The organism is Shinella sp. M31, from assembly GCF_049199205.1.
GTDB lineage: Bacteria > Pseudomonadota > Alphaproteobacteria > Rhizobiales > Rhizobiaceae > Shinella.
The window spans coordinates 1-21,969 of the sequence record NZ_JBLZPH010000130.1 but is presented as its reverse complement, the minus strand read 5'-3'; the positions used below and the strand labels follow the sequence as shown (position 1 = coordinate 21,969).

Here is a 21,969-nt window from a genome sequence, read left to right as displayed (position 1 = left end):
TTTTGTGCCGTTTTACATGGGCGGAATGGGCTTTCCGTTGGGCTGGTTGAGACCATATTCAGCCCGGCGCGTCAAGAAAAACTCCGCCTGCGCTATTGCAACGGCCAGACGACGAGCAGTGCGGGAATGCTGACGAGTACGATGAGGAAGGAGAGCGGCAGGCCGACGCGCGGATAATCGGCGAATTTGTAGCCGCCCGGCCCCATGACCAGCGTGTTGCACTGGTGGCCGACGGGCGTGAGGAAGTCGCAGCCCGCGCCGATCGCCACCGCCATCAGGAAGGCCTCGGGCTTGTAATGCAGGGCGCCCGCGAAGCTTGCGGCAATCGGCGCCATGACGAGCACGGTCGCGGCATTGTTGAGGAAGGGCGTCACCGCCATCGCCGTCAAGAGGATGAGGGCAAGCGCGCCGAAGGGCGGCAAGTGCACGGCGACGGCGCCGAGCCAGCCGGCGATGAGTTCGCTGGCGCCCGTCGTGCGCAGGCTGTCGGACACGGGAATGAGGGCCGCGAGCATCACGAGGATCGGCCCGTCGAGCGCGCCATAGGCCTCGCGCAGCGGCACGGCGCGGAACAGCACCATGGCGACGGCGGCGGCGAAGAAGCCGGTCGCGACCGGCACGAAACCGAGCGCGGTGGAGGCCATGGCGGCAATCAGGACCAGCACGGGAATGATCGCCTTGCGCGGTGAGCCGAGCAGGATTTCGCGTTGCGCCAGCGGCAGCAGGCCGAGCTCCGGCAGAAGGGTCGGCAGCGCCCGGTTGTTGCCCTGGATGACGATCACGTCGCCGGGGCGCAGCCGCACGGCGGAGAGCTTTTCGCGCAGGCGCTGGCCCTGGCGGCTGACGGCGAGCAGATTGATGCCGTAGGAATGGAAGAGCGCGATGGAGCGGGCGGAGATGTCGATGAGGCGGGATTCGTTGCCGACGACGACTTCGATGGCGCTGATCTCGTCGGCTTCGCCGCGCCCGGCCTGGATCGGCTTGCCGGAAAGCGTCAGGCCGGCGGCGGAGACCACCTTGTCGAGCGCGCTCGCCGTGCCCTCCATCAGGATCGTGTCGCCGGCGGCGAGCCGCACGTCCGGGAGCGGCGCAAGATGCACGTGGCCGCGAATGATGGCGGTGGCGATCACGTCGCCATCGCCGTTGCGCAGGATTTCGTTGAGGGATTTTCCGACCGAGGGCGAACCTTCCTCCACCGTCGCATCGGAGGAATAAGCCGAGGCCTCCAGCGATTCCTCGATGCTCGCATTGCCGTTTTCCCGCTCCGGCACGATGCGGTTGAAGAACAGCATGAAGAGGATGCCGCAGACCGCCAGCACCGCGCCGACGGGTGTGAAGTCGAACATGGTGAAGCTCTCGCCGGTGATTTCCTGGCGCAGCCGCGAAACGACGATGTTGGGCGAGGTGCCGATCTGCGTCATCAGGCCGCCGAGCAGGGCGGCAAACGCCATGGGCATCAGGAATTTCGAGGCCGACGTGTTGGATTTCTTGGCGAACTGGAAGGCGAGCGGCATCATGATGGCCAGCGCGCCGATATTCTTGATGAAGGCCGAGAGCACCGCGACCGAGACGAGCAGCAGCGCGAGCTGGCTCTGTTTGGCGATGAGGTTGGGGAAGAAGCGCTTCACCGCCAGATTGACGATGCCGGAGCGGGCGACCGCCGCGCTCACCATCAGGGCGCTCGCGACGATGATGACGATATCGTCGGAAAAGCCGGAAAAGGCTTTGTCGAAGGGCACGATTCCGAGCGCCAGCGCCAAAAGAAGCGAACAGCAGGCGACGAGATCGTAGCGGAACCTCCCCCATATGAACGCCGCCATCATAAGCGCGATGACGATGAAGGCGAAGGTCTGCTCAAGGGTCATGTCTGGGTCCGTGCGGCGGGACGATGTTCGGATGGAATTCCGTCGACGCCTTCGGGTTCCGTTGACGGGCAACGGAAACGCATGCGCTCTTTTCGGAACAATTCCTCCGTCCCAAGGTTTGCCAAGGGAAGACGGGCCGTGTCAACCGGACATGACGGAGATGGAGAACGCAGGGATTTTTCCGGTTTCTCCCTGCGGCCAACGAAACGGCAGGCGAGCTCCCCACCCGTCCGGCCCGTCTTCGACCCTCCCTGAAAACAAAACCGGCGGGATTGCCTCCCGCCGGTTCTCCAGACCCCTAGTGCCTGCCGGCATCTCCCTTCTGGGGGAGACGCCGCCGCATATGGAAGAAGTCTTCGCGTCAGTGTCCGCCTGATTTTTTCCTCTGCCGCGCATTGCGCGAGACCATGTTCAAGACCTCGACGAGCGCCGAGAAGGCCATGGCGGCGTAGATGTAGCCCTTGGGCACGTGCAGGCCCATGCCTTCGGCGATCAGCGTCGTGCCGATCATCAGAAGGAAGGCGAGCGCCAGCATGACGATCGTCGGGTTCTTCTCGATGAAGTTGGCAAGCGGCGTGGCGGCCAGAAGCATGACCGTTACGGCGGCGAGAACGGCGACCACCATGATCGGCAGATGCGGCGTCATGCCGACGGCGGTGATGATGCTGTCGATCGAGAAGACGAGGTCGAGCACCAGGATCTGGCCGATGGCCGAGGCGAAGCTCGTCGTGACCGCACCGCCCACCATGTCTTCCTTGTGATCGACCGGGTCCACATTGTGGTGGATTTCCTTGGTCGCCTTCCACACGAGGAAGAGACCGCCGGCGATCAGGATCATGTCCTTCCAGGAGAAGGGGTGATCGAAGAGCGTGAAGACCGGGGTGGTGAGCTGGACGATCCACGCGACGGTGCCGAGGAGGGCAAGGCGCATGACGAGCGCAAGGCCGATGCCGATGCGGCGGGCGCGCTCGCGATGTTCGGGTGGCAGCTTGTTGGTCAGGATCGAAATGAAGATAAGGTTGTCGATACCGAGAACCACTTCCATCACGACAAGCGTGACAAGGGCAATCCATGCGGCCGGGTCTTGCATGAGCGCAAGAATGCTGTCCATCCGGTCTTCCTCTCCTTAAATACGGTTTGAGAATGGAGTTCCGTATGTATGGCGATTTTGACTGCTGACAAGCAAATCCGCCGCCGTTCGGGCCGTTATCACGATTTCGTCATCTGATTGGTGAGCGCCGGCCGGATTTTGACGCGGCCACGCCCGGATTGCGGGACGAAATCCCGACCTTTCGATCGACCGGTCCTAGGGTTTTACGCCATAGGCCGCAAGAAACATGCGGATCGCCGAAAGGACGTTCTTCTCGATCGTGGCTTTCGCCGGCACCTCTTCCATGGCGCCGAAGATGCGGGGCTTGAATAGGCCGACGGTGGTGAGTTCGAGGAACTGCTTGGCCGCGTGCATGGTGTCCTCACAGGTCAGGATGCCGGCAGCGACCTGGCGGTCGAGATAATCCTGCAGCACCGAGACCGGGTTGATCGACGATGTCGAGAAGAAGCGGCTGCAGAGGCTCGGCAGGCGGTGATTGGCAGCGATCACCATGCGCATGGCGCGGATCGTCTGATCCGCCGTCATATGCGCGGCAAACAGCATGCCGAACGCCTTGAGCACCTCGTCGAGCGGCTGGCCGCTGTCCAGCGCATGGCGGATCGTTTCGGTGAGCCGACGGCGCTCGCGCTCGATCATGTCGCCGAACAGGTCTTCCTTGTTCTCGAAATAGACATAGATCGTGCCCTTGGAGACACCGGCGGCGCGCGTGATGTCGTTCATGCTGGCGGCCTCGAGGCCCTGCTCCATGAACACGCGCTTGGCCCCGTCGAGAATCTGCTCGCGCTTGGCCGGGTCCTCGCCCGCCGCGCGGCGACCCGTGCGCGGGGCAGCCAGTCTGTCTTCCGTGGTGTCCATCGGCCTTTCCAGTTGAAACGGTGCGGTTAACTATTTCGAACCGCTTGGTTCGATTTCACTTGATATGCGGGATAAACAGGTCTATGTCAAATCGAACCGAACGGTTCAGTTCATTTTTCCATCCCAAGAATGGTGGCATGCGCATGTCGACTTCCCATGGCGCCGGCACGGCGAAGGTTCGCCCGGTTAACGATGATTTCCAGGCTGAAACCGCCGAGGCAAATCCGGTGACGACCGCCGAGGCGCCTGCGCCTGCCGCCGCCGTATCGGAGCCCGAGAAGAAGAAGGGCGGCCGTCGCTTCATGCTGCCGATCGTCGGCCTCGCGCTGCTGTCCGCCGCCGGCTGGTACGGTTACCAGTGGTGGACGCATGGCCGCTTCATGATCTCGACGGATGATGCCTATATCGAAGGCGATATCGCCTCCATCTCGCCGAAGGTTTCCGGTTATGTCGCGGCGGTGAATGTCGTTGCCAACCAGGCGGTCAAGGCCGGTGATCCCTTGGTCACGCTCGATGATGGCGACTACCTGCTCGCCCGCGAACAGGCCGAGGCGCAGATCGCCACGCAGAAGCTGGCGCTTCACCGCATCGACGCGCAGATCGAAGGCGCCAAGGCGGCGCTCGCCCAGGCGGAAGCCCAGAAGACTGCTTATCAGGCCGCGCTCAGCGGCGCGGAAGTGGCCGAAAAGCGTGCCAAGGAACTGGCGAACAAGGAAGTCGGCACGACCGCCTCGCTCGACAGCGCGACCGTGGCGCTCGATCAGGCCAAGGCCAATCTCGTCGGTGCGGATGCCAACATCGTGTCCGCCAAGGCAAGCATCGCGGTGCTTCAGGCGCAGCGCGCCGAATCCGACAGCGGCATCCGCTCGCTGGAGCTGGCCCGCGACAAGGCGGTGCGCGACCTCGGCTTCACCGTGCTGAAGGCGCCCTATGATGGCGTCATCGGGAACATTTCGGTCCAGGTCGGCGACCTCGTTTCGGCCGGCGGCCGTCTTGCGGCGCTGGTTCCCGTGAAGGACCTCTATATCGAGGCGAACTTCAAGGAAACGCAGATCGCCCATCTCGTGCCGGGCTCCAAGGTGCACCTGCATGTCGATGCCTATGAGCAAGACGACATCATCGGCACCGTCGCGTCCATCGCGCCTGCGTCCGGCTCGGTCTTCTCGCTTTTGCCGGCGGAAAACGCCACGGGCAACTTCACCAAGGTCACCCAGCGCGTGCCGGTCCGCATCGCGATCCCGAAGGACGTGCTGGATACCGGCAAGCTGCGCGCCGGCCTCAGCGTCGTCGTCGATGTCGACAGCCGTACGGCGCCGGGCGCCAAGGCCGAGTAAGACTGAAAGCATTGTTTTGACCGCATTGCGCAGCCGGCATCTGGCTGCCGTGCTTCCAGAAGGAACGCGGGCCATGGCCGCGACCGCTCAACCGACCGCAGGCGCCCTGATGGCGGCCCCCGCGCAGGCCGATAAAGTTCCCGTCCGCCGCGTCATCGCCTTTTTCGCGATGGTCTTCGGCATGTTCATGTCGATCCTCGACATCCAGATCGTCTCCGCCTCGCTCTCGGAAATCCAGGCCGGCCTTGGCGCCGGCGCCGACGAGATCGCCTGGGTGCAGACCTCCTATCTGATCGCCGAAGTGATCATGATACCGCTGTCGGGCACGCTGGCGCGCATCGTCTCGACGCGCATCCTGTTCAGCTTCTCGGCCGCCGGCTTCACGCTGGCCAGCGCGCTTGCCGCCACCGCGACGAATATCGACCAGATGATCGTCTACCGCGCCATCCAGGGCTTCATCGGCGGCGGCATGATCCCCTCCGTCTTTGCGGCGGCCTTCACCATTTTTCCGCCCTCCAAGCGCTCCGTCGTCTCGCCGATGATCGGCCTCGTCGCGACGCTCGCGCCCACCATCGGCCCGACGGTCGGCGGCTATCTCAGCCACGCCTTCTCCTGGCACTGGCTGTTTCTCGTCAACATCATTCCCGGCATCATCGTCACGATCCTGACCTTCAATCTGATCGATTTCGACAAGCCGGAATTCAATCTGATCAAGCGTTTTGACTGGTGGGGCCTCATCTCGATGGCGGTCTTCCTCGGCTCGCTGGAATACGTGCTCGAAGAGGGCAACAACAAGGACTGGTTCAGCGACGAGCATATCGTGCTCGGCTCCGTCGCAGTGGTTGTCGGCGCGACCGTGTTCTTCTGGCGGGCCTTCAAGGTGCCGTTCCCCGTGGTGGATCTGCGCGCCTTCGCCAACCGGAATTTCGCCTTCGGCTCGATCTTCTCCTTCGTGATGGGCATCGGCCTCTATGGCCTGACCTATCTCTATCCGCTCTATCTGGCGCGCATCCGCGGCTACGATTCGCTGATGATCGGCGAAACCATGTTCGTCTCCGGCCTTGCCATGTTCCTCACCGCGCCGATCGCCGGCATGATGTCGTCACGGCTCGATCCGCGCGTCATGATGATGATAGGTTTCGGCGGCTTTGCACTCGGCACCTGGTCGATGACGGGCATGACGGCCGACTGGGATTTCTACGAGCTTCTGGTGCCGCAGATCCTGCGCGGCTGCTCGCTGATGATCTGCATGGTGCCGATCAACAACGTCGCGCTCGGCACGCTGCCGCCCGACCGTATCCGCAATGCGTCCGGCCTGTTCAACCTGACGCGCAACCTCGGCGGCGCCGTGGGGCTGGCGGTCATCAACACGATCCTGACCCAGCGCTCGCAGGAGCACTATCAGCGCCTGTCCGAACATGTTCAGTGGGGCAATCCCGAGGCTGTCGACCAGCTGCGCAACATGGCGGCGAATTTCACCGCCCATGGGCTCGACGGTCAGACGATCGCGATCAAGAAGATGGCCGGCATGGTGCAGCAGCAGGCCTATATCCTGTCCTTCATCGATATCTTCCTGCTGCTGACGGGCCTTTTCGCCACGCTCATCGTCTGCGTGCTGGCGATCCGCAAGCCGCAGGCCGTGGGCGGCGGTGGCGGCGGCCATTGATCAGACGCTGAGCGTGCCGCTCATCACCGGTACGCAGGCGCCGCCGATGTGAACCCTGCCATCGGCGTCGACCGCGATGGAGAGCAGGCTCGGTCGTCCCATATCGATGCCCTGCGCCACCTTGAAGCGCCGCGCCGCGCCGCCCGCGAGTTTTGCCAGAAGCGCGCAGGTCGCCGCCGTGGCGCTTCCGGTCGCCGGATCTTCCGGCAGGCCGTCGAAGGGTGCGAACATCCGGGCGGTGAAATCCACCGCGCCATCCTCGTCTGACAATTCCCGGCAGTAGAAATAGATCGCATCGGCATGGTCCGTCGGCAGGATGGCGGCGAAGGCCGCCATATCAACCTTGGCGCGCCGCAGGGCATCGCGTGTGGCGATCTCCACGACGATGAAGCCGAGGCCGACGGAGGCGATGCAGGGCTGGTGCCCGGAAAGTGCGATATCCGCCTCGTCGAGCGACAGGCAGGCCGCGACGCTGGCCGGCGTGAAGGTTTTGCCGACGCTCAGCGGCTGCGGCGCGGTCAGCTGCACCGCGTCGACCTCGCCATCGATGCGCAGGATTTTCGCCCGCACGAGACCGGCGGCTTCCTCGAAGAGGAATTCCTCCGCCGCATCGTCGGCGAGCGCCAGCGCATAGGCGGTGCCGACATTGGGATGGCCGGCGAAGGGTACTTCGACGGTCGGCGTGAAGATCCGCACATGGGCCGTGTGGGCCTTGTCCTTCGGGCGCAGCACGAAGGTCGTTTCGGAATAGTTGAATTCGCGGGCGATGGTCTGCATCTCCGCGTCCGTCAGGCGGTCCGCATCGAGCACCACGGCCAGCGGATTGCCGCCGAAGCGGGTCCGGGTGAAAACGTCGAGCGTGTGATAGGTGAGTTTCATCGGTGGCCTCCGTCACCGTTTTGGTAGCAAGTCCGTCCTCGCCCCTCAAGCGGCGCTGTACCTTGGCGTCATCCTGATTCAGAATGTGGTCGTCTGTTCTTTTCATCGGAGCGTCCGCATGCCCTTCCGTCTCACGCGCCGCCATTTCCTTATCGGAGCCGGTGGTCTCGGCCTGTCGCTCGCTCTGCCGCGCCTTGCAGCGATGGCGCAAGGCGCGCGGCCGGCGACGGATGCGACCTTCCTGTTTTCCTGCGACGTGCATGCCTGTCTCGTCTCGGCCGATAGCCTGAGCCCGAATTGCGCGGCCGAGGGCAAGACCGATGCGGCGCTGCTGCGCCATGTCGCGGCGCTGAATTCGGTCGCCGATCTCACCTGGCCGGTCGAGATCGGCGGCAAGCCCTCGGGCCTCGCCAGCGCCGGCACGCGGATCGCGACACCGCTCGGCCTCGTGCTCGGCGGCGACATGACGGACGACGGCGGCGGGCAGGTAAAGGTGCCGGGTGAGGGGCGCCAGCTGCAGCAGTTCGCCAGCCGCTACCAGCAGGGCACGGGGCCGGACCGGGTGCACTATCCCGTCTATAACGGCCTCGGCAATCACGATCTCGACCAGGACGGCGTGGCGCCGCATATCGACTGGTACCGGCGCGAGTTGCGCGATTATGTCGAGCTGAACCACCGCTCCACCGTGTTCTACAAGGCGCCCGTGCCGGCGGGGAACTACGACATCGATTCCGACAACTATTCCTGGGATTGGGGCGGCCTGCATCTCGTGCAGCTTCAGCGCTTCGGCGGCGACGACACGAAGCATGCCGTCAGCGGCCTTGCCTGGCTGAAGCAGGACCTTGCGGACGCCGCGGCCGATGGCCGCCCGGTGATTCTGTTCCAGCATTACGGCTGGGACCAGTTCTCCACCGAGCACTGGGACCCGGCGGCGGAGACCTTCGATTCGCATGGGGCCGGTCCTGCCCATTGGTGGACGGATGCGGAGCGTGCGGCCCTGCTCGATGTGCTCCAGGGCTACACTATCGTCGGCATCTTCCACGGCCACGAGCACCCGACCCCGATGATCTACAACAGCGCGGGCCATGACATCTTCAAGCCGGTCGCCGCCTTTCTCGGCGGTTTCGCGCTGGTGCGCGTGACGGATGGCTTTCTGGACGTCGCGCTCGCGCAAGCCGATGAAAATTCGGGCGAAATTACCTTTACCAACGCCTTCAGCAAACGCCTTTCCGGCTGAAAAAATCCATGCCGGAAACGGCATTGGAAAATTTCTGATTTACGTACATCAAAAATTCCTCTAAGGGTCTCGGCACGGAGGAGCGATGAGACCCACAGTCCATGACATTGCCGCGGAAGCGGGCGTGAGCCTTGCCACTGTCGATCGTGTTTTGAACGATCGGCCGGGTGTGCGCGGCGTCACCAAGGCCAAGGTCGAGGCGGCGATTGCATCGCTCGGCTATGTACGCGATGTCGCGGCGGCCAACCTCGCCAAGAGCCGCGTCTATCCGCTCGTCTTCATCCTGCCCGAGGGCGACAATCCTTTCATGCGTGGCCTCGAAGCGGAGGTGCGCCGCGCCGGCCTGCATTCCGCCATCGAGCGCACGCTCCTCTCCATCGTGACAGTTCCGGCTTTCAATGCGGCGGCGCTCGCGAATGCAATTGATGCGGCTGTCGCCGAGGGCGTTTCCGGCATCGCGGCCGTGGCGGTCGATGCGCCCGAGGTCTTCGCTTCGATCGACCGTGCGCGGGAGGCGGGCGTTCCGGTCGTCACCCTGGTCTCCGACCTCGCGGGATCCGCGCGCGATCACTTCATCGGCGTCGACAACATCGCCGCCGGCCGCACCGCCGGCAGCCTGATGGGCCGTTTTCTCGGCCACCGGCCGGGGCCGGTGGCGGTGCTCGCCGGCTCGATGCGCGTGCGCGACCACGGCGAGCGCCTCGAAGGGTTTCTCACCGCCATGTCGGCCATGCCGGACGCCCGCGCCATCCTGCCGGTGCTGGAGGGCCAGGACGATCCGGACTTGTCTTTCAAACTGATCGCCGATTGCCTCGCGGCCGTGCCCGATCTCGCCGGCATCTACAATCTCGGCGCCGGTAACCGCGGTCTGCTGAAGGCGCTGGCGGCGCGCGGCACGGACCTGTGCGTGATCGTGCACGAACTCACCGGCGAGACCCGTGGTGCGCTCGAAAGCGGGGTCATCGACGCCGTGCTCAACCAGGATGCCGGCCATGAGGTGCGCAGCGCCATTCGTGTGCTGCGCGCCAAGGCGGATGGCCTGTCGGTCAATGCTGCGCAGGAGCGCATCCGCCTCGACATCTTCATCAAGGACAATCTTCCGCCGGCCGGCCCGGACGAGGAATAGGAGAGCACATGTATCTCGGGATCGACTTGGGCACGTCGGGTGTCAAGGCCATGCTCATCGATGGCGACCAGCGCGTCATCGGCTCGGCGACCGGCAAGGAGGTTGCGACCGAGCGCCCGCATGCCGGTTGGTCGGAGCAGGACCCGGCCGACTGGATCCGCGCGACGGAAGAGGCGATCGCCGGCCTGCGCGCCGTCCATCCCGCTGAGCTTTCGGCGGTGCGCGGCATCGGCCTGTCCGGCCATATGCACGGCGCGACCCTGCTCGATGCCGAGGACAAGGTGCTGCGGCCCTGCATTATGTGGAACGACACGCGCAGCCATCGCGAGGCGGCAAGCCTCGATGCCGATCCGCGTTTTCGCAAGATCACCGGCAACATCGTCTTCCCCGGTTTCACCGCGCCGAAACTCGCCTGGGTGAAGAACAACGAGCCGGATATCTTCGCGAAAGTCCGCTGGGTCCTGCTGCCGAAGGACTTTCTACGCGTCTGGCTGACCGGCGAGTACCTGTCGGAAATGTCGGATTCCGCCGGCACCTCCTGGCTCGATACCGGCGCGCGCAAATGGTCGGCCGAGCTTCTCGCCGCGACGGATCTCGAAGAGCGCCAGATGCCGGGGCTGGTGGAAGGCACGGATGCGGCCGGCATCCTTCGCCCGGAGCTTGCCGCCCGATGGGGCCTCGGCGACGGCGTCGTGGTGGCCGGCGGGGCGGGCGACAATGCCGCCTCGGCCTGCGGCATGGGCACGGTGCGCGAGGGCGCGGCCTTCGTGTCGCTCGGCACCTCGGGCGTGCTGTTTGCCGCCAATGCCAGCTACCTTCCGAACCCGGAAAGCGCCGTCCATGCCTTCTGCCATGCGCTGCCTGCCACCTGGCACCAGATGGGCGTCATCCTCTCCGCCACCGATGCCCTGAACTGGCATTCGCGCGTGACCGGCGCCTCTGCCGCCGACCTCACGAAGGAACTGGGCGAGACGCTGCAGGCGCCGTCCGGCGTCACCTTCCTGCCCTATCTCTCCGGCGAGCGCACGCCGCACAATGATGCCGCCATCCGCGGCGCTTTTCTCGGGCTTGGCCATGAGAGCGGCCGCGTCGTGCTGACCCAGGCGGTGCTGGAGGGCGTGTCCTTCGCCATCCGCGACAGTCTCGAAGCCCTGAAATCCGCCGGCACCACGCTGTCGCGCGTCACGGCGATCGGCGGCGGCTCGCGCTCGCGCTACTGGCTGAAATCCATCGCCACGGCGCTCGGCCTTCCCGTCGATCTCCCGGCGGACGGCGATTTCGGCGCCGCTTTCGGCGCCGCCCGCCTCGGCCTGATCGCGGCTGCTGGTGCCGACCCCGTCGCGGTCTGCTCGGCGCCCGTGACCGCGGAGACCATCGAACCCGAGGCAGCGCTCGGCGCGGCCTATGAGGATGCCTATCAGCGCTACCGCCGGCTCTATCCGGCCATCCGCGCCGCTTACTGACCCCACCCGTTCAAGAGGAGAGACCATGGCTACCGGCTTTTTCGGCGATATCGCCAAGATCAAATATGAAGGTCCCGACAGCACCAACACGCTGGCCTTCCGCCACTACAATCCCGACGAGATCGTCGCGGGCAAGCGCATGGAAGACCATCTGCGCTTTGCCGTCGCCTATTGGCACACCTTCGTCTGGCCGGGCGGCGACCCCTTCGGCGGCCAGACCTTCGAGCGCCCGTGGTTCGAGGACTCGATGCAGGCGGCGAAGATGAAGGCCGATGTCGCCTTCGAATTCTTCCAGCTGCTCGGCGTTCCCTTCTACTGCTTCCACGACGCGGATGTGCGCCCCGAGGGCAAGGACTTTGTCGAGAACACGAAGAACCTCAACGAGATCGTCGATTATTTCGCCAAGAAACAGGCCGAGACCGGCGTGAAACTGCTCTGGGGCACGGCGAACCTCTTCTCCAACCGCCGCTATATGGGCGGTGCCGCGACGAACCCGGATCCCGACGTTTTCGCTTTCGCCGCCGCGACGGTGAAGACCTGCATGGACGCCACGCACCGCCTCGGCGGCGACAACTACGTGCTGTGGGGCGGCCGTGAGGGCTACGAGACGCTGCTCAACACCAATCTCGGCCAGGAGCTCGATCAGCTCGGCCGCTTCGTCAACATGGTCGTCGAATACAAGCACAAGATCGGCTTCAAGGGCGCGATCCTGATCGAGCCCAAGCCGCAGGAGCCGACCAAGCACCAGTACGATTACGACGTTGCGACGGTCTTCGGCTTCCTCAAGAAATACGGCCTGGAAAACGAGGTGAAGGTGAATATCGAGCAGGGCCACGCGATCCTGGCGGGCCACTCCTTCGAGCACGAGCTGGCACTGGCCAATGCGCTGGGCATCTTCGGCTCCATCGACATGAACCGCAACGACTACCAGTCCGGCTGGGATACCGATCAGTTCCCCAACAATGTGCCGGAAATGGCGCTGGCCTTCTATCAGGTTCTCGCCGGCGGCGGCTTCACCACGGGCGGCACGAACTTCGATGCGAAGCTGCGCCGCCAGTCGATCGATCCGGAAGACCTGCTGATCGGCCATATCGGCGGCATGGATTGCTGCGCGCGCGGCCTGAAGGCTGCGGCGAAGATGATCGAGGACAAGGCCCTGTCCGGTCCGCTCGCCGACCGGTACGCCGGCTGGCAGTCCGCGGAGGCGCAGAAGGTCCTTTCGGGCGGCTCGTCGCTCGAAGCTCTGGAAGCCTATGTGTTGAACCACGGCGTCAATCCGAAGCCGCGCTCCGGCAAGCAGGAACTTCTGGAAAACGTGGTCAACCGCTACGTCTGATTGCTACCGGCGTCACCTGAATTCGAAGGGCGCGCTTGTGGCGCCCTTTTATTTTGAGCCGCAGAGCGCTTCGCCTCACGTAGGGTGAGGCTTATACTTTTGTTGTATTTTATAGCATTGGTTTTATTGGTCTTCATTGGTGTCGTTTATAACAATAATTCTGTCTTATCGGATATTTTCGATTAAAAATTGCCGTTCGTCAATTTCAAGGAAAGTATTTCTGCTTCACCTATAGTGTTTATTTACTATCAACTGCAAAAACTCACGACAAACCGGAAGCCGATCTCCTGATTCGGGACTTGGCGCCAGTTGCCTTCCGCAGCAAAGGATTTTTCGGATGTCGGCGCACGATAGCAAGACCCAGCAGCTCAACGAACGTCTCCAGTTCGTCAATTTTGACACGGCCCAGCGGGAGGCGCTGAAAAACGCCTTGCCGACGATCTCGGCATCACTCGATGGTGCCCTCGATATTTTCTACGCCAAAGCCCGAGCGACGCCGGAGACCGCCCGGTTCTTTGCCAACGAGGCGCATATCCAGAGCGCCAAGGGGCGCCAGGTCAAGCATTGGGAAGTGATCGGCTCGGCGAGGTTCGACACGCAATATGTCGATGCCGTCACCACGATCGGCAAGACCCATGCCCGCCTCGGCCTCGAGCCGCGCTGGTATATCGGCGGCTATGCGCTGATCCTGGAGGCGATCGTCGAGGGTGTCATCGCAAGGCATCTCGAAGGATTTCTCTACCGCAAGAAGGCGGCGGCGATCAGCGGCGAAATCACCGCCATTGTGAAGGCGGCGCTTGTCGATATGGACTATGCGATCTCCGTCTATCTGGAGGCCCTTCAGGAAGAGCGCGAGAAAGCGGAAGCCGAGCGGCAGGCCCGCAACGCCGAGCAGGAGGAGGCGCTGAGCGCGCTCGACACCTCGCTCAACCGGCTTGCCGGCGGCGATCTCACCGCCTCCATCGCCAAGCCGCTCGCCCTGCAGTTCGAGCGGCTGCGCTCCAATTTCAATGCCGCCATCGAGAAACTGGACGACACGCTGGGCGCCATCGTGACGGCGGCCGAGGATGCGGCTGGCAATTCCGGCGAGCTGGTCAATGCCACCGACGATATGGCCAAGCGCACCGAGCAGCAGGCGGCGTCGCTGGAAGAGACGGCCGCAGCCGTCGAGGAGATCACCACCATTTCCCGCGAGGCGGCGATCCGCGCCGAGGAAGCCCGCCGCGTCGTCGGCAGCGCCACGGAAGAGGCCAAGCGCTCCGGCCAGATCGTCGAACAGGCCGTCACCGCCATGGGGGCGATCCAGGAATCCTCCGGCAAGATCACCCAGATCATCGGCGTGATCGACCAGATATCCTTCCAGACCAACCTTCTGGCGCTAAATGCCGGCGTCGAGGCGGCGCGGGCGGGCGAGGCCGGCAAGGGCTTTGCCGTCGTGGCGCAGGAGGTGCGCGAACTCGCCCAAAAATCCGCAGAGGCGGCCAAGGAGATCAAGTCGCTGATCGATAAGTCTTTCGAGGACGTGCAGCTCGGCGTGTCCCTGGTGCACAAGACCGGCGAGGCGCTGCATCACATCGGCGAGCAGGTGGTGTTTATCAATGCGCATATCGACGCCATGAGCAATTCCGCCCGCGAGCAGTCGGCCGGCATCTCCGAGATCAACACGGCGGTCGGCAGCATGGATCAGATGACCCAGCAGAACGCCGCCATGGTCGAGGAAACAAATGCGGCCACGCACAATCTGATGCAGATCAGCACGACGTTGAAGGGACTTGTCGACCGGTTCACCGTCTCGGCCGAGCGCGTGCAGCGCACGCCGAGGCCGGCGCAGCGTCGCTACGGCTAGGGCTTTTCCTGAGTTCTGGTTCGCTGGAAATGTTCTATCGGCGCACAAAGCGCCGCGCCGGCGCCGAAACCGAATTGCGCACGATCAGGTCCGGTCGAAGCAGGATTTCCGTTTCGGCCGGCTCGTTGTCGGACAGCAGTTCGAAGAGCAGTGCCATGGCGCTCTTGCCGATGGCGGTGCGCGGTTGGCGGATCGTCGTCAGCGACGGTGTCATGAAGCTCGCTTGCGGCACGTCGTCGAAACCGGTCACGGAAAAATCGGTCGGAATGTCATAGCCGCGCGCGCCAAGTCCGATCATCACGCCAATGGCGGTCTGGTCGTTGACGCACATGAAGGCGCTCGGCAGCGTGTCGCGCATGAAGAGCTGTTCGAGCGCAAGGCGCCCGCTCTCGATCGTGCCGTCACCTTCCAGGATGGTCCGTTCGTTGACCGGCACGCCGGCGGCATCCAGTCCGGCGTCGTAGCCCTGCCGGCGGCGGCTATAGGCAAGCCGCGTGCGCGAATCGCCGATGAAGGCGATCTTGCGGTGGCCCTCGGCGATCAAGAGGTCGACGGCCTTGCGCGCGCCCTCGATATCGTCCACCCCGACATAGGGGATGCCGCCATTATAGACCGGCTCGAAGACGCCGACACTGGGCGGCAGGCGTGCGGTCATGCTCTGGTGGCCGAAGGGCAGGATGCCGGTGAACAGGATCAAGCCGGCCGCCTGGTTGGAATTCAGGAATTTCAGATATTCCAGCCCGCGCTGCGGATCGTTCTGCGTATGGCCGATCAGGATGCCGTAGCCATGCGCGCGTGCCTCGTTTTCCAGGCCGACGAGAATGTTGGAGAAGTTCGGATCACCCATATCGGGGGCGACAACCAGGATCATGTTCGACCGGCCGAGCCTCAGGCTGCGCGCCATGGCATTGGTCGTATAACCGGTGATGGCGATCGCCTGGTTGACTTTCAGCCGCGTCGAATTCGCCACCTTTTCGGGCGTGTGGATCGCCCGCGATACGGTCGCGATCGAGACCTGCGCGATGCGCGCGACGTCCTCGATCGTGGCGGGGCTGGATGACGACAAACTGGCTCTCACTCGGCGGTGGCAATGCCAGTCTGGCGATCTGGAATTGCTGAAATCAAACGAAGTGCGGGGACACTACACAGACTGGACCGGTGGTCAAACGGCGCTTGCTGAAAATTCCTGATATCCATCATGTAAACCTTTACATAGATCGTGTAAAGGTTTACATCAGGCTCAAGCGGTCGAGGAGCCGCAGGGAGGAAATCGATGAATCCGGACGCTGCCGACGGGGCTCCCGTCGTTCTCTCCGCGCGCCGTATCAGCAAGTCGTTCAACGGCGTGCAGGTCCTGTTCAGCGTCAATTTCGAGCTTCGCGCCGGCGAAATCCATGCGCTGATGGGCGAGAATGGCGCGGGCAAATCGACCCTCGTGAAAATCCTCTCGGGTTTCGAGCAGCCGACCTCGGGTGAAATCCTGTTTGACGGGCAGCCCGTCAAGCTGCCGCCGAACGGCCAGGCCGAGCATCTCGGCATTGTCATCATCCACCAGGAATTCAACCTCGCCGAACATCTGACCGTCACCGAGAGCCTGTTCCTCGGCCGCGAGGTCACGCGTTTCGGCGTGCTAGACCGCAAGTTCATGCGCGCCGAGACGCGCCGCGTGCTCGACCAGCTCGGTTCGCATGTCGATGAAAACGCGATGATCAGCTCGCTCTCCATCGCCGACAAGCAGATGGTGGAGATCGCGAAAGCCATCAGCCGCGATGCGCGCATCATCTTCATGGACGAGCCGACCGCGGTGCTCTCCCGCGAAGAAACCAATTACCTCTTCCGCCAGGTGCGCAAGCTGCGCGAAAAGGGCACGTCCTTCGTCTTCGTCTCGCATAAGCTGGACGAGGTGATGGAACTGACCGACCGCGTCACCGTGCTGCGCGACGGGCAATGGGTGAAAACCGCGCCGACCAGCATTCTCGACGGCGAGTCCATCGCGCAGCTGATGGTCGGTCGCGAGCTTTCCAGCCTCTATCCGGGAAAGCAGGAGCCGAGCATCGACGAAGAGGTGACGCTCGCCGTCTCCGGGCTTTCGACGCATTATGTGCAGGATGCGAGCTTCGAGGTGCGCAAGGGCGAGATCCTCGGCTTTTCCGGCCTGATCGGTTCGGGCCGCACGGAACTGATGGAGGCGGTCGCCGGCCTGCGCTCGCGGGTCTCGGGTGAAGTCACGGTGCGCGGCGAGAGCGTGCCGGCCGGCGATGTGCATGCCGCCAACCGCGTCGGCATCGCCTATATGACCAAGGACCGCAAGCATAAGGGCCTGCTGCTCAATTCGCGCATGACGGCGAACCTGACGCTGCAATCGCTCGATCAGCATGGCAAATATGGTTATCTCAGCCCGAAGAGCGAGGCCGCGGCGCTGGAGCGCGCGCGCCGCCGCTTCGATATCCGCGTGCGCGACGGGCGTGTCGTCGCCGGCCGCATGTCGGGCGGCAACCAGCAGAAGCTGCTGCTCGCCAAGGTCATGGAGACCGAGCCCGACGTCATCATCATCGACGAACCGACGCGCGGCATCGATGTCGGCACCAAGCAGCAGATCTACCATTTCATTTCCGCACTCGCCCGCGACGGCAAGTCGATCATCGTCGTCTCCTCGGAGATGCCGGAGATCATCGGGCTGTGCACCCGCGTCGCCGTCATGCGCGAGGGGCGGATCGTCGGCATTCTCGAAGGCGAGGAAATCTCCGAACAGGAGATCATGCGCTATTCGGCAGGGTTGAAGAAGAAGACCGCGGCCTGAGTGCAAGCGGCTCGCGAGACAACAACGATTTTGGGTTGGGGACGAACATGACCGCAGGCGAAGACTTGGGTGAAACGAAGGCACGTGGCCGAAGCTGGCGGGATGTCGACCTGAGGGCTGTTGCGCCCTTTGCGGCGCTGGCGCTGCTGCTCATCGTCGGCGCGCTGGTCAATCCGAATTTCATCGGCCTCAACAACCTGGCGAATGTCGCGACCCGCAGCGCCTTCATCGCGATCATCGCGGTCGGCGCGACCTTCGTCATCTCGTCCGGCGACCTCGACCTCTCCGTCGGCTCCATGGTCGCCTTCGTCGCCTCGATCATGATCATCTTCATGAATTCCGGGGTGATCGCCGATCCGGCGCTGATGCTCGCCGCCGCGATGGTGCTCACCATCGTCATCGGTGCGGCCTGCGGTCTTGCGAACGGCCTCATCACCACGGTCGGTAGGATCGAGCCCTTCATCGCCACGCTCGGCACGATGGGCATCTATCGCGGTCTTACCACCTGGCTGTCGCAGGGCGGCGCGATCACGTTGCGCGAGCCGGAATTGCAGGCGCTCTATCGCCCGGCCTATTTCGGCTACATCCTCGGCGTGCCGGTGCCGATCGTCGTCATCCTCGTCGTCACCGCGATTGCCGCCTTCATCCTCTATCGCACGCGCTATGGCCGCCATGTCGTCGCGGTCGGCTCGAATGCGGATGTCGCGCGCTATTCCGGCATTCCGGTCAACCGGGTGCGCACCATCGCCTTCGTCATCCAGGGCCTCTGCGTGGCGATTGCCGTGCTGCTCTACGTGCCGCGCCTCGGCTCCACCTCGGCCACCACCGGCATCCTGTGGGAGCTCCAGGCGATCACCGCCGTCGTCGTCGGCGGCACGGCGCTGAAGGGCGGGGCAGGGCGCGTCTGGGGCACGATCTGCGGCGCCTTCATTCTCGAACTGGTCGGCAACATCATGCTGCTCTCCAACTTCATCAGCGAATATCTGATCGGGGCCATCCAGGGCGCGATCATCATCATTGCGATGCTCGTCCAGCGCTCGCTGGTACGGAAATCGTGAGACCAGGCAGGGCCGGCATGCGCAAAGCGGCCGGGCCTGCGGGGACGTAGCCGGGTTCACAGGTCCCCGGTGAGGAACGAAGACCTGCTTTTGGGAGGAAACTCATGCGCAAGAAACTTTTGGGCCTGACTGTCGCGGCGATGGCGCTGATTGCCGGTGCCGTTCATGCGGAAGACAAGAAGGTGACGATCGGCGTCTCCATTCCGGCCGCCGACCATGGCTGGACCTCGGGCGTCGTCTTCCATGCCGAGCGCGTCGCCAAGCTGCTCATGGAGCGCAATCCGGGCCTCAACGTCATCGTCAAGACCTCGCCGGATCCGGCAAGCCAGGCGAATGCCGTGCAGGACCTGGAAACGCAGGGCATCGACGCGCTCGTCATCCTGCCGTCCGACCCGGATTCGCTGGTCAACGCCATCAAGGAAGTCAAGGGCAAGGGCACTTTCGTCGCGCTCGTCGACCGTGCGCCGAGCACCAACGACAATTCCGTGCGTGACCTCTATGTCGCCGGCAACAACTTCGCGCTGGGCCAGACGGCGGGTGAATACATCAAGACCACGACGCCGGACGCCGAAGTCGTCGTTATCCGCGGCATGGCGATCCCGATCGACCAGCAGCGCCAGGATGGTTTCGACAAGGGCATCGAAGGCTCCAACGTCAAGGTTCTCGACCGCCAGTACGGCAACTGGAACCGCGACGACGCCTTCAAGGTCATGCAGGACTACCTGACCAAGTACCAGAAGATCGATGTCGTATGGTGCCAGGACGACGACATGGCCGTCGGCGTTCTCCAGGCCATCGAACAGGCCGGCCGCAAGGACATCCAGTATGTCATCGCCGGCGCCGGCTCGAAGGACATGATCAAGAAGGTCATGGACGGCGACAAGATGATCCCGGTCGACGTGCTCTATCCGCCGGCAATGGTCGGTACCGCGCTGGAAATGACCGCCGCCAATTTCTACGGCCAGGTCCCGGTGCGCGGCGTCTACACGATCGACGCGACGCTGGTCACAAAGGACAACGCGAAGGACTTCTACTTCCCGGACTCCCCGTTCTGATCTGACGACATAAGGCCGCCCGGGACATGATGACCCGGGCGGTTCATTTCGCTGGTTAGCCGGCCCGCGCCTCACCCTCGACGTCATCCTCGGGCTTGATCCGAGGACCCATCCACACGGTAAGCCCTACTTTGCGGCGTGGATCCTCGGATCAAGCGCGAGGATGACAGAGGAGAGGGCGTGTTTTCGACACCACAAAAGCCACATGCGCTTTTCGCCTTGCACCGGCGAATTTGACATTGCCCACCTGGCCAAAGGCCGATAGCTTTCACGCCGCTGCGGTACGTACCGCAAGAATGTCTGAGACAGGCCGCGAGGATCGGCCGAGTTCCTGGGAGGACGCCGATATGAAGACGATCAAGGGCCCGGCCCTGTTTCTTGCACAGTTCGCGGGCGATGCCGCGCCGTTCAATTCCTGGGACGCGATCACCAAATGGGCCGCCGATATCGGCTATAAAGGTGTGCAGGTTCCAAGCTGGGATGGGCGCTTCATCGACCTGAAGAAGGCAGCGTCCTCCAAGGACTATTGCGATGAATTCGCCGGCAAGGCGCGCGAAAACGGCGTCGAGGTGACGGAACTCTCGACCCATTTGCAGGGCCAGCTGGTCGCCGTGCATCCCGCCTATGACGAGGCCTTCGACGGCTTCGCCGCACCCGAAGTGCGCGGCAATCCGAAAGCCCGGCAGGAATGGGCTGTCGAGCAGGTGAAGCTTGCGCTCACGGCCTCGAAGCATCTCGGCCTCGATGCGATGGCCAGCTTCTCCGGCGCGCTTGCCTGGCCCTTCGTCTATCCGTGGCCGCAGCGCCCCGCCGGCCTCGTCGAAACGGCTTTCGATGAGCTGGCGAAACGCTGGAAACCGATACTCGACCATGCGGAGGATTGCGGCGTCGATGTCTGCTACGAGATCCATCCGGGCGAGGACCTGCACGACGGCATCACCTACGAGATGTTTTTGGAGCGCACCGGCAACCATGCCCGCGCCTGCATGCTCTACGATCCCTCGCACTACGTCCTGCAATGCCTCGACTATCTCGACAATATCGACATCTACAAGGACCGCATCCGCATGTTCCATGTGAAGGATGCCGAGTTCAATCCGACGGGCCGGCAGGGCGTCTATGGCGGTTACCAGGGCTGGGTGAACCGCGCCGGCCGCTTCCGCTCGCTGGGTGATGGCCAGGTCGATTTCGGCGCCGTCTTCTCCAAGATGGCCGCCAACGATTTTGCCGGCTGGGCCGTGGTGGAATGGGAATGCGCGCTGAAGCACCCGGAGGACGGCGCACGCGAAGGCGCGGAATTCGTCAAGGCGCATATCATCCGCGTGACGGAAAAGGCCTTCGACGATTTCGCCGATGCGGGCACGGATCAGGCCGCGAACCGGCGCATGCTGGGGCTTTGAGCAATAGCCCTTCACCCTAACCCTCTCCCCGCAAGCGGGAGAGGGAACGTGCCCGGCGAATGGTCTTTGTTTGAGGAAACGGTGCGCATATCCCTTCGCCCCGCTTGCGGGGAGAAGGTGGCCGGCAGGCCGGATGAGGGGCCTTGCCCCGCGACAAATATTAGGAGGAACACCCATGGCAATCGAAGGAAGCGCAAGCGAAACGCGGCAGCCCCGCATTCGGCTCGGCATGGTCGGCGGCGGCTCGGGCGCCTTTATCGGCGCGGTGCACCGCATCGCGGCCCGGCTCGACGACCACTATGAGCTGGTCGCCGGCGCGCTGTCGTCCTCGCCGGAAAAGGCCGAGCAGTCGGCGCGCGAACTGGGGCTCGACCCGTCGCGCAGCTACGGCAGCTTCAAGGAAATGGCGATCCGCGAGGCCAAGCTGAAAAACGGCATCGAAGCCGTGGCGATCGTCACGCCGAACCACGTGCATTACGAGGCCGCGAAGGAATTCCTGAAACGCGGTATCCACGTCATCTGCGACAAGCCGCTGACGTCGACGCTGCCGGATGCGCGCAAGCTGAAGAAGCTCGCCGAGGAAAGCGATGCGCTCTTCGTGCTGACGCACAACTACACCGGCTATCCGATGGTCCGTCAGGCGCGCGAAATGGTCGCCAATGGCGAACTCGGCACGATCCGGCTCGTGCAGATGGAATATCCGCAGGACTGGCTGACCGAAGACATCGAGTCCAGCGGTCAGAAGCAGGCGGCTTGGCGCACAGATCCCAGCAAGTCGGGTGCCGGTGGCTCCACCGGCGATATCGGCACGCATGCCTACAATCTCGGCTGCTTCGTCTCGGGTCTGGAACTGGAAGAGCTCTCGGCCGATCTCGACAGCTTCGTGCCGGGTCGCAAGCTCGACGACAACGCCCATGTCATGATGCGCTTCAGGGAGA

At 63.7% G+C, this 21,969-nt stretch carries 17 protein-coding genes; 12 read left to right on the top strand and 5 right to left on the bottom strand.

The features are described 5' to 3' along the window. Positions 1–92 precede the first annotated feature (92 nt). The 3 genes from ACOZKU_RS20555 to ACOZKU_RS20545 all read right to left on the bottom strand — a co-directional run bounded on the left by ACOZKU_RS20555 (position 93) and on the right by ACOZKU_RS20545 (position 3,831). Positions 93–1,865 (bottom strand): SLC13 family permease, encoded by a 1,773-nt coding sequence (locus tag ACOZKU_RS20555; RefSeq protein ID WP_421580428.1) that lies wholly within the window; start codon positions 1,863–1,865, stop codon positions 93–95. Positions 1,866–2,226: 361 nt separating this feature from the next. Next, positions 2,227–2,976, bottom strand: coding sequence for a TerC family protein (locus ACOZKU_RS20550; RefSeq protein ID WP_314086605.1), 750 nt, complete (start codon positions 2,974–2,976; stop codon positions 2,227–2,229). Positions 2,977–3,171: 195 nt separating this feature from the next. After that, positions 3,172–3,831 carry a TetR/AcrR family transcriptional regulator gene (locus ACOZKU_RS20545; RefSeq protein ID WP_314086603.1) on the bottom strand — a complete coding sequence of 220 codons (660 nt, stop codon included), beginning with the start codon at positions 3,829–3,831 and terminating at the stop codon, positions 3,172–3,174. A gap of 143 nt (positions 3,832–3,974) precedes the next feature. Between ACOZKU_RS20545 and ACOZKU_RS20540 the strand changes: the two genes are divergently transcribed. Next, entirely contained in the window at positions 3,975–5,165 is a 1,191-nt protein-coding gene (locus tag ACOZKU_RS20540; protein WP_421580425.1) for an HlyD family secretion protein, read from the top strand. 73 nt (positions 5,166–5,238) lie between these two features. Continuing rightward, positions 5,239–6,831: a DHA2 family efflux MFS transporter permease subunit gene (locus ACOZKU_RS20535; protein WP_421580423.1), complete on the top strand. Its 1,593-nt coding sequence runs from the start codon at positions 5,239–5,241 to the stop codon at positions 6,829–6,831. Here the strand turns inward: ACOZKU_RS20535 and ACOZKU_RS20530 are convergent, their stop codons facing one another. Beyond that, positions 6,832–7,710 (bottom strand): PhzF family phenazine biosynthesis protein, encoded by an 879-nt coding sequence (locus tag ACOZKU_RS20530; protein ID WP_421580422.1) that lies wholly within the window; start codon positions 7,708–7,710, stop codon positions 6,832–6,834. A gap of 118 nt (positions 7,711–7,828) precedes the next feature. On the opposite strand from ACOZKU_RS20530, the gene ACOZKU_RS20525 reads away from it, so the two are divergent. The 5 genes from ACOZKU_RS20525 (at position 7,829) to ACOZKU_RS20505 (ending at position 14,718) form a co-directional block, all read left to right on the top strand. Beyond that, positions 7,829–8,947, top strand: coding sequence for a metallophosphoesterase (locus tag ACOZKU_RS20525; protein ID WP_421580420.1), 1,119 nt, complete (start codon positions 7,829–7,831; stop codon positions 8,945–8,947). A gap of 85 nt (positions 8,948–9,032) precedes the next feature. Beyond that, positions 9,033–10,073 carry a LacI family DNA-binding transcriptional regulator gene (locus tag ACOZKU_RS20520; protein WP_421580419.1) on the top strand — a complete coding sequence of 347 codons (1,041 nt, stop codon included), beginning with the start codon at positions 9,033–9,035 and terminating at the stop codon, positions 10,071–10,073. 8 nt (positions 10,074–10,081) lie between these two features. Next, positions 10,082–11,536 carry a xylulokinase gene (gene xylB / locus ACOZKU_RS20515; protein WP_421580418.1) on the top strand — a complete coding sequence of 485 codons (1,455 nt, stop codon included), beginning with the start codon at positions 10,082–10,084 and terminating at the stop codon, positions 11,534–11,536. Positions 11,537–11,561: 25 nt separating this feature from the next. Next, complete coding sequence (xylA, locus tag ACOZKU_RS20510) at positions 11,562–12,872, top strand: xylose isomerase (protein WP_421580417.1); 1,311 nt, start codon at positions 11,562–11,564, stop codon at positions 12,870–12,872. Positions 12,873–13,209: 337 nt separating this feature from the next. Continuing rightward, the gene (locus ACOZKU_RS20505) at positions 13,210–14,718 is read left to right on the top strand and encodes a methyl-accepting chemotaxis protein (RefSeq protein WP_421580416.1); all 1,509 of its coding nucleotides are present in this window, start codon (positions 13,210–13,212) and stop codon (positions 14,716–14,718) included. 34 nt (positions 14,719–14,752) lie between these two features. On the opposite strand, the gene ACOZKU_RS20500 is transcribed toward ACOZKU_RS20505, so the two are convergent. After that, positions 14,753–15,784, bottom strand: coding sequence for a LacI family DNA-binding transcriptional regulator (locus ACOZKU_RS20500; RefSeq protein WP_421580415.1), 1,032 nt, complete (start codon positions 15,782–15,784; stop codon positions 14,753–14,755). A 207-nt stretch (positions 15,785–15,991) separates the two neighbouring features. On the opposite strand from ACOZKU_RS20500, the gene ACOZKU_RS20495 reads away from it, so the two are divergent. The 5 genes from ACOZKU_RS20495 to ACOZKU_RS20475 all read left to right on the top strand — a co-directional run. Then, positions 15,992–17,518, top strand: coding sequence for a sugar ABC transporter ATP-binding protein (locus ACOZKU_RS20495; protein WP_421580414.1), 1,527 nt, complete (start codon positions 15,992–15,994; stop codon positions 17,516–17,518). A gap of 47 nt (positions 17,519–17,565) precedes the next feature. Then, entirely contained in the window at positions 17,566–18,576 is a 1,011-nt protein-coding gene (locus ACOZKU_RS20490; RefSeq protein ID WP_421580413.1) for an ABC transporter permease, read from the top strand. A 104-nt stretch (positions 18,577–18,680) separates the two neighbouring features. Then, entirely contained in the window at positions 18,681–19,631 is a 951-nt protein-coding gene (locus tag ACOZKU_RS20485) for a substrate-binding domain-containing protein (RefSeq protein WP_314086576.1), read from the top strand. Positions 19,632–19,978: 347 nt separating this feature from the next. Beyond that, positions 19,979–21,031 (top strand): sugar phosphate isomerase/epimerase, encoded by a 1,053-nt coding sequence (locus ACOZKU_RS20480; protein WP_314086573.1) that lies wholly within the window; start codon positions 19,979–19,981, stop codon positions 21,029–21,031. 175 nt (positions 21,032–21,206) lie between these two features. Then, positions 21,207–21,969: Gfo/Idh/MocA family protein (locus ACOZKU_RS20475; RefSeq protein WP_421580412.1), on the top strand; the 763-nt coding region annotated here is incomplete at its 3' end.